At 50.8% G+C, this 14635-nt stretch carries 13 protein-coding genes; 4 read left to right on the top strand and 9 right to left on the bottom strand.

Translation table 11 applies throughout. From position 1 onward, the window contains the following. Positions 1-178 precede the first annotated feature (178 nt). From KNP02_RS07285 to KNP02_RS07250, 8 genes are all read right to left on the bottom strand, one after another. Positions 179-517, bottom strand: a complete 339-nt coding sequence (locus KNP02_RS07285; protein WP_251129169.1) for a general stress protein — start codon at positions 515-517, stop codon at positions 179-181. A gap of 51 nt (positions 518-568) precedes the next feature. Continuing rightward, the gene (locus tag KNP02_RS07280) at positions 569-1378 is read right to left on the bottom strand and encodes a YsnF/AvaK domain-containing protein (RefSeq protein ID WP_214707929.1); all 810 of its coding nucleotides are present in this window, start codon (positions 1376-1378) and stop codon (positions 569-571) included. 89 nt (positions 1379-1467) lie between these two features. Beyond that, on the bottom strand, positions 1468-2406 hold the full coding sequence (locus tag KNP02_RS07275; RefSeq protein ID WP_214707927.1) for a YsnF/AvaK domain-containing protein: 939 nt from the start codon (positions 2404-2406) through the stop codon (positions 1468-1470). 234 nt (positions 2407-2640) lie between these two features. Then, a complete protein-coding gene (locus KNP02_RS07270) occupies positions 2641-3684 on the bottom strand; it encodes a LacI family DNA-binding transcriptional regulator (protein ID WP_128124333.1) in 1044 nt (347 codons plus the stop codon). Between the two features lie 51 nt (positions 3685-3735). Next, positions 3736-5247: an alpha-amylase family glycosyl hydrolase gene (locus KNP02_RS07265; protein ID WP_214707925.1), complete on the bottom strand. Its 1512-nt coding sequence runs from the start codon at positions 5245-5247 to the stop codon at positions 3736-3738. 23 nt (positions 5248-5270) lie between these two features. After that, a complete protein-coding gene (locus tag KNP02_RS07260) occupies positions 5271-6104 on the bottom strand; it encodes a sugar ABC transporter permease (RefSeq protein ID WP_214707923.1) in 834 nt (277 codons plus the stop codon). 1 nt (position 6105) lies between these two features. Beyond that, positions 6106-7458 (bottom strand): carbohydrate ABC transporter permease, encoded by a 1353-nt coding sequence (locus KNP02_RS07255; RefSeq protein WP_214707921.1) that lies wholly within the window; start codon positions 7456-7458, stop codon positions 6106-6108. A gap of 105 nt (positions 7459-7563) precedes the next feature. Continuing rightward, positions 7564-8829, bottom strand: coding sequence for an extracellular solute-binding protein (locus KNP02_RS07250; RefSeq protein WP_214707919.1), 1266 nt, complete (start codon positions 8827-8829; stop codon positions 7564-7566). A 372-nt stretch (positions 8830-9201) separates the two neighbouring features. Between KNP02_RS07250 and KNP02_RS07245 the strand changes: the two genes are divergently transcribed. Continuing rightward, positions 9202-10986, top strand: a complete 1785-nt coding sequence (locus KNP02_RS07245) for a glycoside hydrolase family 13 protein (protein ID WP_214707917.1) — start codon at positions 9202-9204, stop codon at positions 10984-10986. A gap of 157 nt (positions 10987-11143) precedes the next feature. Then, positions 11144-12502, top strand: a complete 1359-nt coding sequence (locus KNP02_RS07240) for an MATE family efflux transporter (protein WP_214707915.1) — start codon at positions 11144-11146, stop codon at positions 12500-12502. A gap of 39 nt (positions 12503-12541) precedes the next feature. Here the strand turns inward: KNP02_RS07240 and KNP02_RS07235 are convergent, their stop codons facing one another. Continuing rightward, positions 12542-13276, bottom strand: coding sequence for an enoyl-CoA hydratase/isomerase family protein (locus KNP02_RS07235; RefSeq protein WP_214707913.1), 735 nt, complete (start codon positions 13274-13276; stop codon positions 12542-12544). Between the two features lie 152 nt (positions 13277-13428). Between KNP02_RS07235 and ybaK the strand changes: the two genes are divergently transcribed. Continuing rightward, complete coding sequence (gene ybaK / locus KNP02_RS07230) at positions 13429-13893, top strand: Cys-tRNA(Pro) deacylase (RefSeq protein WP_034776595.1); 465 nt, start codon at positions 13429-13431, stop codon at positions 13891-13893. Positions 13894-13917: 24 nt separating this feature from the next. Then, positions 13918-14616 carry a CDP-diacylglycerol--serine O-phosphatidyltransferase gene (gene pssA / locus KNP02_RS07225; RefSeq protein ID WP_021066674.1) on the top strand — a complete coding sequence of 233 codons (699 nt, stop codon included), beginning with the start codon at positions 13918-13920 and terminating at the stop codon, positions 14614-14616. Positions 14617-14635: the final 19 nt, after the last annotated feature.

The following is a 14635-nucleotide window of genomic DNA, read 5'->3' as shown; positions in this document are numbered from 1 at the left end:
ACAAACGATTTATGCAACCGCTTGTCTATGAAAGCGCTATATTTCAATCTCACTTCTCATTTTACACAACTCGCGCAAGAATGCAATCGTTTGCATAAAACTTTTTCTTCCTTTTTTCTTCATGATTTATCAAAAAACCTATCAGACCGCTAAACGGCCTGATAGGTCATGATGTTCGTCATTCGTAATCGCGTCCAAACGTAGCGTTCGCCGCATGTCCTTCAAACATCGGACTGTGTCCATCGTTGAATCCGGTGTCCGGTTCATCGAGAATTAAAGCATACCCACCATTTAAAATATCAACATATGCCTGATTGACGTCGTCGTCAGCAAGACCGAGATCGAGCAACGCCCGCTTCACTTCCCGCTCGCCTTCAGCCACACCTGCAAACTTTTGCATCCAATTGGCGCTTGCCTCTTCCACTCTCGCATTGGTGTCTCGTTTGACGAGAGAGACGTCTTGTTTGTCTCTCGCGACGACATATAAATCGCGTTCCTCATAGCCTCGTTCGGTCAATTGATTGATTTGCCGCCTCGTCCTGATACGTGTCTACAAATCGACGTTTGCTCATCGTTCCTCATCCTTTCGGATTGTCTGATCATCGATGATCACATCGGTTTGCCCGACTTCCGTCACTTCGATTTCTTCTTTACGGAGCGTTTCGGTCAGAGTTTCCATTTCTTCCGTCACTCGTTTCCGAACGATAATTTCTTCGACGACGACTGGACGCTTCACGACAAACGCCCGTTCTTCGATCACTTGAATTCGGAGATGGTCTCCTTCGTCAATCGTACGAATGCCCGACTGGTTAAAGTCGTAGTCCTCGAGCACATCCTCCGAACCGACTTTCCGCTCTACATGAACTTGTTCTCTTAGGACGGGGACTTCAATCTCTTGATCTGTTTCTGTGACGTGGCGATTGATGACGACTTCTCCCGTTTGCACCGCTTGTTTCTCCACGATCATTCGTTCTTCATGTAGAGAGAGCGTCTGTTCCTCAGTTTCTGGCGCTGTCTCCGTCTTCGGCTGCGCAGAATCAATGCGCTGCTCGTTTCGATCAGCATCAACGTAGAGAAAAAGCCTCCCTTGTTCGACTTCCTTCGCAAAACGATCCTGTTGTTCTGCCGTCAACCGCATACTTTTTAGCCAACGCTCAATTGGACGTTCACTGGAGGTGACTAACGAGGCGACGGTGCCCGGTTCATCGGTGACGAGCACATATAGCTTTGAATGACGTCGAACCGCGTCAGCAACGTCCGCTCGTTTGACGAGGACGTACATATCCTCTTCATCATACCCCTCTCGTTTCAAATCGACTGTTCGATTCAGCAACGCTTCAGGTTGGTCAAACACTTCTGAGATAATCGCATGTTTCATAGCTTTCGTCCTCCTATGGTGACAATTGGCGAAAAAAAGGATGGTCCCTCAGAGAGAGCCATCCTTGTCGAGGTACTTAGTCAATCAGATTAGAAGCGGTCGCGCTCATCACGACGTGTATGGTCGCGGTCATGATCACGATGGCGAAGGTCGTCTTCCCCTTCGACGTGCGCTTCTTCTTTACGTAACGTCTCACGTACCGTTTCCGTATCTTTGACTTTTTCTTTGCCGACGACGATTTCTTCAGCCACGACATCTTTTTTCGTCACATTGACACGTTCTTCTGTGACTGGAACGCGAATCTCATCGCGGTCTGTCGTCGCATCGTAAGAATGTCCTGTCACTTCACGTTCTCCGTCGACGCGTCGGCGTTCTACATATACTTCGTCGCGCTCAACTTCAACGTCCACGCGTTCTTCACGTTCGACGACATCTTTCTCAACACGTACTTCTCCAGTCTGAACACGTTCTTTGTTCACAAGAAGACGTTCTTCATGTAACTCGAGTTTTTGTTCATCCGTCAAATCTGTACGGTTGCGGATGTCTTCATCCATATCGTCGAAACGGTTAGCACCAATCCCTGCCCCAGTTGCGCCAAGGTTATGCGCAGTCATATTACCTGCCTCATTTCCTTCTGAACCATAACCTGCTGATGTGCGTCCGCCTTCGAACGTATCGTTACGACCATTATCGAACACGCCGTCATTCGTATCTAACAAGAGAATCATGCCACCGTTCTCGATGTCTTGGTGATAGCGTGCTGTCTCTTCTTCTGAGAAACCGAGTTTATCGAACGTATGACGAACTTCATCTCCTCCGTCTGCTACTCCGAAGAAGCGATCAAGCCATGACGCTTTCGTCTCTTTTACTTCTGCATCCGTTGAACCTCGAACCATTGAAAGGTTCGATTTATCTTTCACTACTACGTATAAATCGTCTTCGCGATGCCCTTGAGCACGAAGCTCATCAATTTTTGAAACAAGTTCTGATTCCTGATAGTAAGTGCCTACATAACGTTTGTTATCCATGATTGTATCTCCCTTTCAAATTCTTTATTTTTTGGTTGTTGGCTGGGCGGATTCGCATTGATCTGCCATTCGGCCGGTAATGTAAATGTTCCCCCATGCTTTCTTTTCAAGCACTATTTTCACATTTGTAATCTTTCTGTAATATTATGACTTTCGACCGATTGATTATTCTACTATCATATATTCTCATTTTTCATACAAAAAAATCTTCCGCAAGATGCGGAAGATTTTCGCTTAATCGACAACTTCTGTTTTCTTTTTCTGACCACACGACTGTCGAACGACTAAATAGTGCGGGACGATCACGCGTTTCCCATAAGGAGGTGCGCTATCACCGATTTGTTCAATCAAACAGTTTGTCGCCTCGAAACCGAGACCGAAGATATTAATCTCAACGGAAGTGAGCGGCGGGTTCGAATGTTCGGCGATATAGACGTTGTTAAAACTAACGACGGCCACATCTTCAGGAATCTTGAGACCCATTTCGCTCAGCGTACTGATTACCCCGAGCGCCATCATGTCATCACTTACGACAACGGCTGTTGGCGGCTCTTCTAGTCGAAGTAACTCTCGTACAGCTTTAGCCCCACCCTTTGTCATGAACTCGGCACGGGCGATATAGTCTTCCCGGACCGGGATGCCCGCTTCCATCAAAGCGGTCGCGTACCCGTTGCGACGATCTTGCGTAACGGCGAGTTTATCCGATCCCCCGATGAAGGCGATACAACGATGACCAAGATTATACAAGTGCTTCGTCACTTCCCGCCCAGCCAAGTAATTGTCCGTATCGACATATGTGATTGACGAGGCGTCCCCAAACGGCTTCCCTACGACGACGAACGGGAATTTCGTCTGACGCAAGTATTGAACGACTTTGTCATCTTCACGTGAGTACAAGACGATGACTCCGTCAACGCGACGTCCTTGCACCATCTCGATGACCCCGGACAATACTTCTTCTTCGGTCACACCCGTTGTCATATAGAGCGAGTAGCCATTTTGATGCGCTTTCGTACTGATCCCGCGTAACACTTCCGGGAAAAATGGATTTTGCAGCGTCTTCGTCGCCGCGCTCGGCATGACGAGACCAATCGACTGCGTCGAGCGGTTGGCAAGGCTTCGGGCGTGAATGTTCGGATGGTACCCGAGTTCTTCCATAGAACTGCGTACACGCTCTTTTGTTTTTTGACTGATACGCGGACTGTTGGCGATGACGCGAGACACGGTCGACGGTGCGACATTGGCGTGTTTGGCGACATCTTTAATCGTGATTTGCATGATGCTCCCCTTTGCTTCCGTTAGTTCAAAGTTCCCTACCACAGGGTATCCTCAGCTCGCGCTCTTGCGACGCTTCCACATGACCAATCCAGTCAAGAAAATCGGGATGGCGACCACGAGTAGACCAATCGTCCACATGTTCACTTCCGATTCTTCGACGATGTAGGCGTTCGCACTTTCTCCTGCGAGTTTGATGGTGAACGTGCCACGGCTGTCCGTGACAAGTTGTGAGAACAAGAGACCACGAAGCCGTGTATCTTCTCCGACCTCGCTTACCTCGAATTCAATCTCTCTGTCCTCGGCGTTCATATTGATGGCGTACAGCGCGACATCTTCGCCGTCACGACGTTCAAACACGGCCATGCCGTCTTTCGAAGCGATCATCCGTTGTTCACCGGTCGCAAACACCGGGTATTCGGCGCGCATCCGGTTCATCGTCGCAACGTATTCATGGAGCTCTTCATTTCCAGGGAAATCGGTCATGACCCGGTTCGCGGGATCAGCCCCGCCTGACTGGGCATTCTCCGTTCCTTGGAAGACGATTGGCATCCCCGGTGACGCGTAAAGGGCGAACAATCCGAGGCGGAGCCTGCGTTCGGCCGACTCGGCACCACCTAGTTCCGCGACGTGCATGAAACGTTCGACGTCATGGTTATCGAGGAATGTCGCCATTTGGTTCGGATCATTAAAGAACGTCTCGGCGTAACTTGCGGCCACGTCGATTTCGTCGACGTTCGCCGTCTTTTGCGTCATCGTCTTCGAGACGCGGTCATAAAACGTGAAATTGGTGATGCTGTTGAAGCCTAAGCCATCATACTCGGCGACATACTGCGGGTCCGGATCGAACACTTCGGCCAAGAGATAAAAATCTGGATCGACTTCACGGACCGCTTTGGCGAAATCTTCCCAGAACGGCTTATCGACGTGGCGCACCGTATCGAGACGATAGCCGTCGATCCCGGTCTCTTCGATCCAATACGTGGCCGCCTCGAGCAAGTAGTCTTTCACTTCCGGGTCTTCGGTCTTAAAGTCGGGCAAATCGAACAGCCAGTGCGTCTCGACTTGTTCTTGATCGTTCCACAGCACAATCGGTAGCTCGTCATGGAACCAGTCTGGTTTTTCTTCGACCCACGGATGGTTCGGCCCGACGTGGTTGACGACAAAGTCGAGGATGACTTTCATATCCCGCTTATGCGCCTCATCGACGAGCTCCTGCAAATCTTCTTTCGTCCCGAATTGGGGATCGATGTCATAAAAATCTTTAATCCAATAGCCATGGTAACCGCCCGGCATGTTTTCAAACACCGGCGTCAACCAGATGGACGTGAATCCGAGCGACTCGATGTAATCAAGTTTTTCAATCACGCCTCGGATGTCGCCCCCATGAAAGGCTTTCGGGTCATTCTGATCGACCTGATCATTGTTGTCCGGATTCCCGTCAACGAACCGATCGACCATGATAAAGTACATGCGTTCCTGTTCCCACGATGCTGCTTCTTTCGCTCCGACGACTGTTGGAAACAAAAGAAGCGACAGAAGAACGAGCACGACGCCTCGCCTCATATCGCTTCCCCCTTAAGTGAGTATTATCCTTTCGTACCACCGGCAGTGAGACCCGAGACGAAGTAGCGTTGGAACATGAAGAACAAGAGAACGATTGGGAGGGCCGAAAGGACGGCGCCTGCCGCGAACAACGTGAAGTTGTTGTCGAACTGTCGAGAAATCATGTTGTAAAGACCAACCGCGAGCGTCTGTTTCTCTGGTGTCCGAAGGACGAGCGATGCCAAGATGAAGTCGTTGAACGGGCCCAAGAAGTTGAAGAGGGCGATCGTTGCGACGATTGGCTTCGCGAGCGGCAAAATGATTTGCCAGAAGATACGAAGGTGACCGGCACCATCCATCCGAGCGGCTTCATCGAGCTCTTTCGGAATCGTATCGAAATAACCTTTTGCCAAGTACGTATTCATCGGAATCGCGCCACCGGCATACAGCAGAATGAGTGCTGTGTGCGTGTCGAGAAGACCGAGCATGTTGAGCAATACGTAGATGGCGATGATGGCGACGAATTGCGGCACCATTTGCAAGACGAGGAACAAGATGAGCGAGTTCTTCCGTCCGACGAAACGATAGCGCGAGAACACATAACCAGTGATCGTCACCAAGATGACAGCGAGCGCCATCGTAATGAAAGCGATTTTCAACGTGTTCACATACCATAAACTATAATCCGAAATCGTTAAATCGAACAAGTTTTTATAGTGAATGAACGTCGGATTTTCTGGAATGATTTTTGACGTGATGGTACGACCCGGGTTGAATGACGTCCCTACCACCCAAAGCATTGGATAGAGAATGATGATCGACGCAAGCGTCAAGATGACATAAGAGAACGCCAAATTGATTCGTTTTTGTTTTTTCATATCAAATCATATCCTCGTCTTTGAAAGATTTTGTCCGACGGAACTGGATGACGGCAAGTGTCATGATGAAGAATGACAAAATGAGCGTGATCGCAGCCGCAAGTCCGTATTGCGGGTTGGCTCCGAGAGACAATTTGTAAATCCATGAAATCAAGATATCGGTACCACCGGCAGTTTGTCCCGGTACAGCCGGTCCACCGCCGTTAAAGAGATAGATGATGTTGAAGTTGTTGAAGTTGAATGTGAACTGCGTGATGAGAATCGGTGCTGTTGCGAACAGAAGCATCGGTAACGTAATCAAGCGGAACTTGTCAAAGATGGTCGCACCGTCAATCGTCGCCGCTTCATATAAGTCGCCAGGGATCGATTGCAATACCCCAGTCATGAGCGTCATGATGAACGGGAAGCCGAGCCACCATTGAATCAAGATGAGCGCGCTGCGCGTCGCCGTCGGATCGGTCATCCAGTTGATCGGATCAAGTCCGAACGCTGGAAGGATCGTCGTGTTGAACACACCGAACGATTCGTTGAACATCGAACGGAAAATCAAGATTGTGATGAACGCTGGAACGGCCCATGACAAAATCAAAATCGAGCGGAACAAGCGGCGGAAGCGAAGGCCTTCTTGGTTCAAGAGGACCGCAAGGAAAATCCCGATCGCGATGACACCGACCGTCGAAGCGACCGTCCAGACGAGTGTCCAGCCGAGAACGCCGACGAATGTGTCGCGCCAAATTTCGATTTCAAAAATTCGTGTGAAGTTCTCAAACCCGATCCACTCGACAAGTTTTGCCGGTGGTGCGTTGTTGTAACGATAGTTCGTGAACGCGATCAAGAATGTGAAAATGAGTGGTAATACGACTGTGAAGACGAGCAAGATGAGCGACGGGATCAACATCAAGTATGGGAATCCATGGTCGCGCAAGTTGCGGAGTTGCACTTGGAACGTTGGGACGTTTAGGTGCTGATCACGAATGCGACCGACTCGGTAGGCGTCACGAATGTTCCAGATGTAGAACGCGATTCCGAAGAAAAGTAAGATTAATGCGACAATCCCTTCTACCATCAAGAAGATGGAGTGGTCGTTACGAGGTCCTGCCACTTCGCCAAGCGTGATCAATCCCCAAAGGCCACCACGGTCGCCAGGTCCTGCGCCCGCTCCTTTGAAAAAGAGATCGTAGTTTACTGCAAAATAAGACATGATAACGATAAAGAAAGCGATCGCTTTCGCTTTTTGATTGTTATAGAATTGACCGGCTCCCGGAATGATCGAAAGTAATGCGGCGTTCCGAGCATGATTGGTCGGTTTTTCCGGACGTTGTTCCGGCGTTTTAGGGTTCGCGATTGAAGCCATCCTCAATTTCTCCTTTCAATTTGAGCAAATCAATCGAGCAAGCGTTTGCTCAATTCTAGAAAATGAGGGGGAACGCCAGTCGGCGTACCCCATCATTTCATATCCTTATTGGTTGTTTGCTTGGATTTGTTGCTCGATGACTTTAACAGCATCGTCAGCTGATTTTTGTGCATCTTGCTTGCCAGTTGCTACGAGCTGAAGTGCTTGTGCCATTGGCTCCCAAACTTGTCCCATTTCAGGAATGTTAGGCATTGGGATTGCGTTCGTCGCTTGATCGAATACCGCTTTCGCAACTTCGTTCGACGTGATTGTCTCATTCGACTCGAGTGCTGCTACTGGTGGGATCTCGTTGTACGCTTCGAACATTTTCAATGCGTTCTCTTCGTTCGTGAGTTCTGCGAGGAACATTTCAGCCCACTCTTGGTTTTCTGTGTAAGCAGAAAGTGCGTATGCCTTCACGCCCATGAACGTCTTGATTGGCTCACCGTTTGGAAGTGTCGGCAATGCAGACGCTCCAAGGTTGACGCCAGCATCTTGGTAACCAGCTACGGCCCATGGTCCGTTCATGACTGTGTGTGCTTTTTTCTCAGTGAAGAGTTGGTCCAGCGCTTGGCCACCAGACTCGCCGATCAACCCTTTAGGGAAGAGGCCTTCTTGGTACCATTTGCCGATGTAGTCGAAGCCTTCGACTGCGCCTTCGTTGTTCAAACCGACGTCGGTTGGGTCGAGCGCGCCGCCGTCTTCTTTGAAGACGTAACCGCCGAAGCCAGCCACTACACCGTGAGCGAAGTAGAAGTTATCCCAAAGACCAAGGAAGCCGTACTCGCCTTTGTCTTTAAGATCTGTAGACAACTTGTACAAGTCGTCCATTGAAGCAGGAGCTTCTGATACCAAATCCTTGTTGTACATGAGGACTGGTGTTTCAACTGATTTCGGATAGCCGTAAGCTTGTCCGTCGAACATGACAGCCGATTTCGAAGCGTCTGTGAACGACTCGAGTGCGCCTTCATCCGTAAGTGGAGCCAAGTGACCTTGATCAGCGATCGTTCCGATTTGGTCGTGTGGTACGAGAACGATATCAGGACCTTTACCAGCCGGGCCGTCAAGCGCCAACTTGTCTTTTTGATCCGTCATTTGAACTTCAACGACTTCAACTGCGACGCCGTGTTCTTCTTCAAACGCCTTCGCAACTTCTTTCGTCGTTTCCGACTTTTCAATATCCTCCCAAATTACGATTTTTTCTGGCTTGTTCTCGCTAGAAGAACCGCCTTCGTTAGTAGAACCATTGTCCGTACCGCCACCACATGCAGCAAGTGCACCGAAAGCGAATACTGCCGTTGAAAGTCCTGCTACCATTTTTTTCATCTTCATGATGAAAAACCTCCCCAAGGAATAGTATGGTCAGATTTGCGCAATCGCACCGACCTACTGATTTTAAACAACTCCGCTACAGAATCAGTAGGTTAGTGAAAACGTTTGCATCCTCACCTCAATTTTTATTATACAGTTGTGTAAGCGTTTTACAAGACTTTTTTTTAGGAATTTTTCCTGCTGTTGTCCCATTTATCTCTTTTTGAAGTTTTTGTAGGTGTTTTTCTTATGAAATAAGGAATCGAACGATTGACAAAATGTAAACGCTTTATTACCCTTTGCTTGAGCAAACGTTTTCACAACTGTTGTTTCTTTTCTGAACAGACAGTGTAAAATGGTTATAACTCTTAATAGAGAAAGGAATTCAAACCCATGATCAAAGAAGCCATCTACCACCGCGCCATGTCACCTTTCGTGTACAAGTACGACCGAGAAACGATACATATCCGGTTCCACACAAAAAGAAATGATATCCAATCCGTTGACTTAATTTGGAACGATCCATATGACTGGCACTCGGAAGATCCGGCCATGTGGAACTTTGATCCGAACAAGCCGAGTTTCTGGCGTACGTTCGAGACACCGATGGAAAAGATTGGACACGACGACCAATACGACTACTGGTTCATCGCCATCAAGCCGCCGTTCCGCCGACTCCGTTACGGTTTCCGCCTCCATGACGGGAACGAGACGGCCGTCTATACGGAAAAAGGTTGGTTTGAAGACAAACCGCTCGATGACACAGGCTACTATTTCTGCATCCCGTTCATCAATCCGGTCGACATCTTCCACGCCCCGTCATGGGTGAAGGACACGGTCTGGTATCAAATTTTCCCGGATCGTTTTGCCAACGGCGATGACTCGCTCAATCCCGAAGGCACGCTCCCATGGAATAGTACCGAACCGACGACCACGAACTTCTTCGGTGGCGACTTCCAAGGGATCATCGACCATATTGACCATATCGTCGATCTAGGGATCACCGGGATTTACTTCTGCCCGATCTTCAAAGCAACGACGAACCATAAATACGACACGCTCGATTATATGGAAATCGATCCGCAGTTCGGAACGAAAGAGCAGTTCAAACAACTCGTCGATCTTCTCCACGAGAACGGTATCAAAGTCATGCTCGACGCCGTCTTCAACCATGTCGGCTACAACCACCCTTGGTTCTTAGACGTCGTCGAAAAAGGACCACAGTCAGAGTACCGTGACTGGTTCTATCTTCGTGACTTCCCGATCGAGACGACGCCGAAGCCGAACTACGACACGTTTGCCTTTGAGAAAAACATGCCGAAAATCAATACGGAGCACCCGGCGCTAAAAGCTTATCTATTAGAAGTCGCCCGCTACTGGGTCGAAGAGTTCGGAATCGACGGCTGGCGACTCGACGTGGCAAACGAAGTCGACCATGCGTTCTGGCGTGATTTCCGTAAAACGGTGAAAGAGGCAAATCCTGAAGCATACATCCTCGGCGAAATTTGGCATGATGCCCAACCGTGGCTCCAAGGCGACCAGTTCGATGCAGTCATGAACTATCCGTTTACAAACGCGAGCCTTAACTATTTCGCCCTTGACCGGACGACGGCGTCCGAGTTCCGTGACGAATTGACGCGTGTCGAGATGATGAACACGATGAATGTGAACGAAGTGACGTTCAACTTGATAGACTCGCACGATACACCACGTGCCCTGACACGAGCGAAAGGACATAAAGGGAAGTTCAAGTTACTCATGACGTCGATGCTCACGTACACAGGAAGCCCATGCATCTATTACGGGGACGAGATCGGCCTCGAAGGCGAACAAGATCCGGGTTGCCGCCGTTGTATGCCGTGGGACGAAGCCGAAGAAGATCGCGAACTGTTCCGCTACGTGCAGAAATTGATTCGACTCCGCAAAGAGCATCCGGTGCTCGCGAACGGCGGCTCGTATCGTTTCAATCTCGTCGACGATGAGGATAACGCCCTCATCATCGAGCGTTGTACGAAAGATGAGACGTATTTGATATACTTCAATAACTCTGATTCCGTATCAAAACTTAATCCGCTCGGCCATACCGGAAGCGCTTACGATTTGCTGCGCGACCATGATGTAGACTCGCTCGAAGTCGAGCTCGCACCGTACAGCGCCACGATTTTAAAAATGAAATAAATTCCGTTTTGCACCCGTTTCGGCGGGTGTTTTTTTTGTTGAAAATAATTTGCCAAATCCCTTTCTTTTTCATTTCAAAAGGAGTAACATGACCCTTGTGATTTTGACAACGTAAATATTTCATATAGAGAATTGTAGAAACAAGGGAGAATACAACATGCCGACAAAAGACACCGAACAGCTCAGTTTATTTAAAATCTCGTGGCCGATTTTCATCGAACTCGCACTTCATATGGGGACCGGGATCATCGCCACGCTCATGCTCGCCCATTACTCCGATGCTGCCGCTTCCGCGGTCGGCGTCGCCAACCAAATCTTGAACGTCTTCTTAATCGTCTTCAGCGTGACCTCGGTCGGTGCGACCATCTTGATCGGTCAAGCGATCGGCGCCAATCGGATGAAGAAGAGCCGTGACTTCGCCCGTTCCGCCGTCAGCTTGAACATGTGGCTCGGCGTGCTCATGGTCGCGGTCGTCTTCTTGTTCGGTGAGACGTTCCTCCGTTTGTTCGGCTTATCGGATGAGCTGTTCGACCATGGCCTGTTATTCTTGCAGATTGTCGGGTTGTCGCTGTTCACCGAAGCGCTCATCATGGCGCTCAGTTCCGTCCTCCGGAGCCACGGGATGACGAAGCACGCGATGCTCGCGACGCTTCTCATCGATATCATCACGGCCATCGGAGCCATGATCGCCGTCATGGGTTGGTTCGGTCTCCCGGTCACGGGTGTCGCCGGCGTCGCATGGGCCATCGTCATTGCCCGCTTCTCAGCCATGGTGCTATTGTTCTGGATCGTCAAGAAGCGGCTCATGCTCCGCTTCCCGCTCAAGGAATTGATTCGTCCGAAACGCGACGACATTCGCGCCTTGCTCCAAATCGGCGTACCATCAGCCGGAGAGAACTTGTCATATCAGTTCTCGCAAATCATCATCACCGGTTTCATCGCCACGATGGGCGAGGCTTCCCTCGCCGCACGGGTATACGTCATGAACTTGTCGATGCTCGCCTTCTTGTTCACGGTCGCCGTCGCGCAAGGGACGCAATTATTGATTGCCCGTGACATCGGCGGGAAACGGTTTAAAGAAGCGTATACCCGCGCCGTTAAGACGTTGAAGATTGCCATGTTCGCTTCACTCGTGGCGTCGCTCGGACTCGCCGTCTTCGGCAAGTCGCTGCTCGGCTTGTTCACATCGAACCCGGATATCATCGCCGTCGGGGTGCCGATTTTATGGGCGACGCTCATCCTTGAGCCAGGTCGCGCCATGAACATCGTGTTGATGGGATCGCTCAAGTCGGTCGGCGACGTTCGCTTCCCGGTCATGATCGGGATTGCCTCGATGTGGGGCGTTGCCGTCGTCTTCAGTTATTTGTTCGGACTCCAAATGGGACTCGGCGTCCTCGGCATTTGGCTCGCCTTCTCGCTCGACGAGTGGTTCCGCGGTTTCTTCGCCTTCCGTCGTTGGAAATACGGCACGTGGCAACAAAAAGGCTTCCAGTTCGAACCGAAGCCAACTTCATAATCAACCAAAAAGAAGCGGTCGCTGTGACCGCTTCTTTTTTCATCGATTTAGGAACGCCTGCATCGCCTGGCGATGAACGTCCGTCTGACCACATTTCCGTTGCCAGATGATTTCTTGCTCGAGACCGTCCTCGAACGAGTCGGCCCGGAATAACGCCTTCATGCCTTGCACCGCCGTCGGTGACTTGGCTGCGAGCGTCTCGGCATAGGCCGTCAATCGCTCCAAGTACGCCTCATCCTCGACGAGCTCGGTGACGAGACCGAACGTTTCGGCCTGTTCGGCATCAATCGTGCTGCCGCTCCACATCCAAGCGAGCGCGAGATCGGGCCGCATCAAGCGCCGTAAATAGTACGGACCCCCGGCATCGGCGACAAGGCCGATTTTGATGAAGGCGGAACTGAACTTCGTCGACCGGGCGACGAGACGGACGTCCGCCGCGAGCGCCAGACTGAGTCCCGCCCCCGCCACGACCCCGTGAATGCCGGCGATGATTGGTTTCGGACAGTCGGCAAGCGCCCGCACGAGCGGATGGTACACCTCTTCCAAATACACCCCATAGTCGGCGTCACTCTCAATCGTCAAGTCCTGTCCCGATGAGAAGGCACGCCCTTGCCCGACGAGCACGATGACGTGGACGGCCTCATCCGCCACGAGCTGCTCCATCGCTTCCCTCGCCTCACGAAGCAACATCTCATTTAATGCGTTCAATTTTTCCGGCCGGTCCCATTTCAGCCAGCCGACCCCGTTCCGCTGTTCCAGTTGAATCGTTTCCATCCCATTTCCCCCTTTACTAAAATGAATCACTATTCATTTCTATATCGTTCATTCTGTTTCCTTCTTGTCATAGAAACTTTCCGAGTTCGATTGCCCGACGCTACCACTATTTGCTATTCTTAAAAGAGTCGTTCAACGAAAGGGTGGGGCTGATGCAACTGACGAATGCCGCAAGACAATTGAAACAACGGAACATCCCGTTCACGTACCACTCCTACGAAGTGGACGCGTCCGACGTCTCCGCCAAACATGTCGCCGCGTCACTCGGTAAACCGCTCGACCAGCTCTATAAAACGATTTGTCTCGAGAATGAGCAACGGCGCTACGCCTTCTTCCTCATCTCAGGAGATTTAGATATCGATTTGAAAGCGGCCGCGAAAGCCTGGGGCGCCAAAAAAGCCTCCCCTGTCCCGATGAAGGAGCTCGAAACGCTGACCGGCTACATCCGCGGCGGTGTCTCGCCAATCGGGGCGAAAAAACGGTTTCCTGTCTTCTTGCATGATAGTGCCAGACAAAAAGATACGATCATCATCTCGGCCGGCAAGCGCGGCTACCAACTCGAACTCACACCGACCGATTTGCTCCGGTTCACGGACGGTCACTGGTTCACTCAATGACAAAGAAAGATGGAGGCAATACCTATGTGGAAAGAACGAATCCGCTCATGGATTCCTAACTCGTTTACGTTCGGCAACTTGTTCTGCGGCGTCTTGGCGATCGTTTATGCGGCGCGCGGCGACTTCTCGAACGCGACGCTACTCATCATCATCGCCATGATGCTCGACAGTTTGGATGGACGGCTGGCCCGTATGCTCGGCGTGGCCGGTGACTTTGGAAAAGAACTCGACTCGCTCGCCGATGTCGTCACGTTCGGGGTCGCCCCGGCGCTTCTCGCCTACTATACGTTTTTCATCGATTACGGCAACTACGGTCTCTTCTTCGCCGCCTTGTTCCCGTTGTTCGGTGCTTACCGCTTGGCCCGCTTCAACTTGTCGGCGACGAACGTCACGGCCAGTTACTTCTCGGGTGTCCCGATCACCGCCGCCGGTGGCTTGCTCGCCGTCGTGACGACGTTCGGGGACCAAATTAACGAGTTGCTCACCCCAATCTTCTTCACGGGTCTCGCTCTGCTCATGGTCAGCCGTGTCCGCATCCCGAGCTTTAAAGACGTGCCGCTCCCGCGCCACTCGTTCATCATCACGGTCAGCCTCATCTACTTGACGTACATGATTTTTGCCCGGTGGAAAGAATGGCCATCGTTCTGGTTCATCGCCGTCACGTTCTATGTCTTATTCATCGCTTTCTCGTTCGTCAAAAAACGAAAACGGATGGCGAATTGATGGGTCCCTCTCGAGGGAC

This window comes from Exiguobacterium sp. s40 (assembly GCF_018617905.1).
In the GTDB taxonomy this organism is placed as follows: Bacteria; Bacillota; Bacilli; order Exiguobacteriales; family Exiguobacteriaceae; genus Exiguobacterium; species Exiguobacterium mexicanum_A.
Note: the sequence above shows the minus strand (reverse complement) of the source record. Positions and strands in the feature narration are given on the sequence as shown.

What these genes read in the sequence shown, in the direction of transcription:
- KNP02_RS07280 (WP_214707929.1), bottom strand. Translation starts at nt 1,378, where the DNA reads ATGAAACATGCGATTATCTCAGAAGTGTTTGACCAACCTGAAGCGTTG.
- KNP02_RS07275 (WP_214707927.1), bottom strand. Translation starts at nt 2,406, where the DNA reads ATGGATAACAAACGTTATGTAGGCACTTACTATCAGGAATCAGAACTT.
- KNP02_RS07270 (WP_128124333.1), bottom strand. Translation starts at nt 3,684, where the DNA reads ATGCAAATCACGATTAAAGATGTCGCCAAACACGCCAATGTCGCACCG.
- KNP02_RS07265 (WP_214707925.1), bottom strand. Translation starts at nt 5,247, where the DNA reads ATGAGGCGAGGCGTCGTGCTCGTTCTTCTGTCGCTTCTTTTGTTTCCA.
- KNP02_RS07260 (WP_214707923.1), bottom strand. Translation starts at nt 6,104, where the DNA reads ATGAAAAAACAAAAACGAATCAATTTGGCGTTCTCTTATGTCATCTTG.
- KNP02_RS07255 (WP_214707921.1), bottom strand. Translation starts at nt 7,458, where the DNA reads ATGGCTTCAATCGCGAACCCTAAAACGCCGGAACAACGTCCGGAAAAA.
- KNP02_RS07250 (WP_214707919.1), bottom strand. Translation starts at nt 8,829, where the DNA reads ATGAAGATGAAAAAAATGGTAGCAGGACTTTCAACGGCAGTATTCGCT.
- KNP02_RS07245 (WP_214707917.1), top strand. Translation starts at nt 9,202, where the DNA reads ATGATCAAAGAAGCCATCTACCACCGCGCCATGTCACCTTTCGTGTAC.
- KNP02_RS07240 (WP_214707915.1), top strand. Translation starts at nt 11,144, where the DNA reads ATGCCGACAAAAGACACCGAACAGCTCAGTTTATTTAAAATCTCGTGG.
- KNP02_RS07235 (WP_214707913.1), bottom strand. Translation starts at nt 13,276, where the DNA reads ATGGAAACGATTCAACTGGAACAGCGGAACGGGGTCGGCTGGCTGAAA.
- ybaK (WP_034776595.1), top strand. Translation starts at nt 13,429, where the DNA reads ATGCAACTGACGAATGCCGCAAGACAATTGAAACAACGGAACATCCCG.
- pssA (WP_021066674.1), top strand. Translation starts at nt 13,918, where the DNA reads ATGTGGAAAGAACGAATCCGCTCATGGATTCCTAACTCGTTTACGTTC.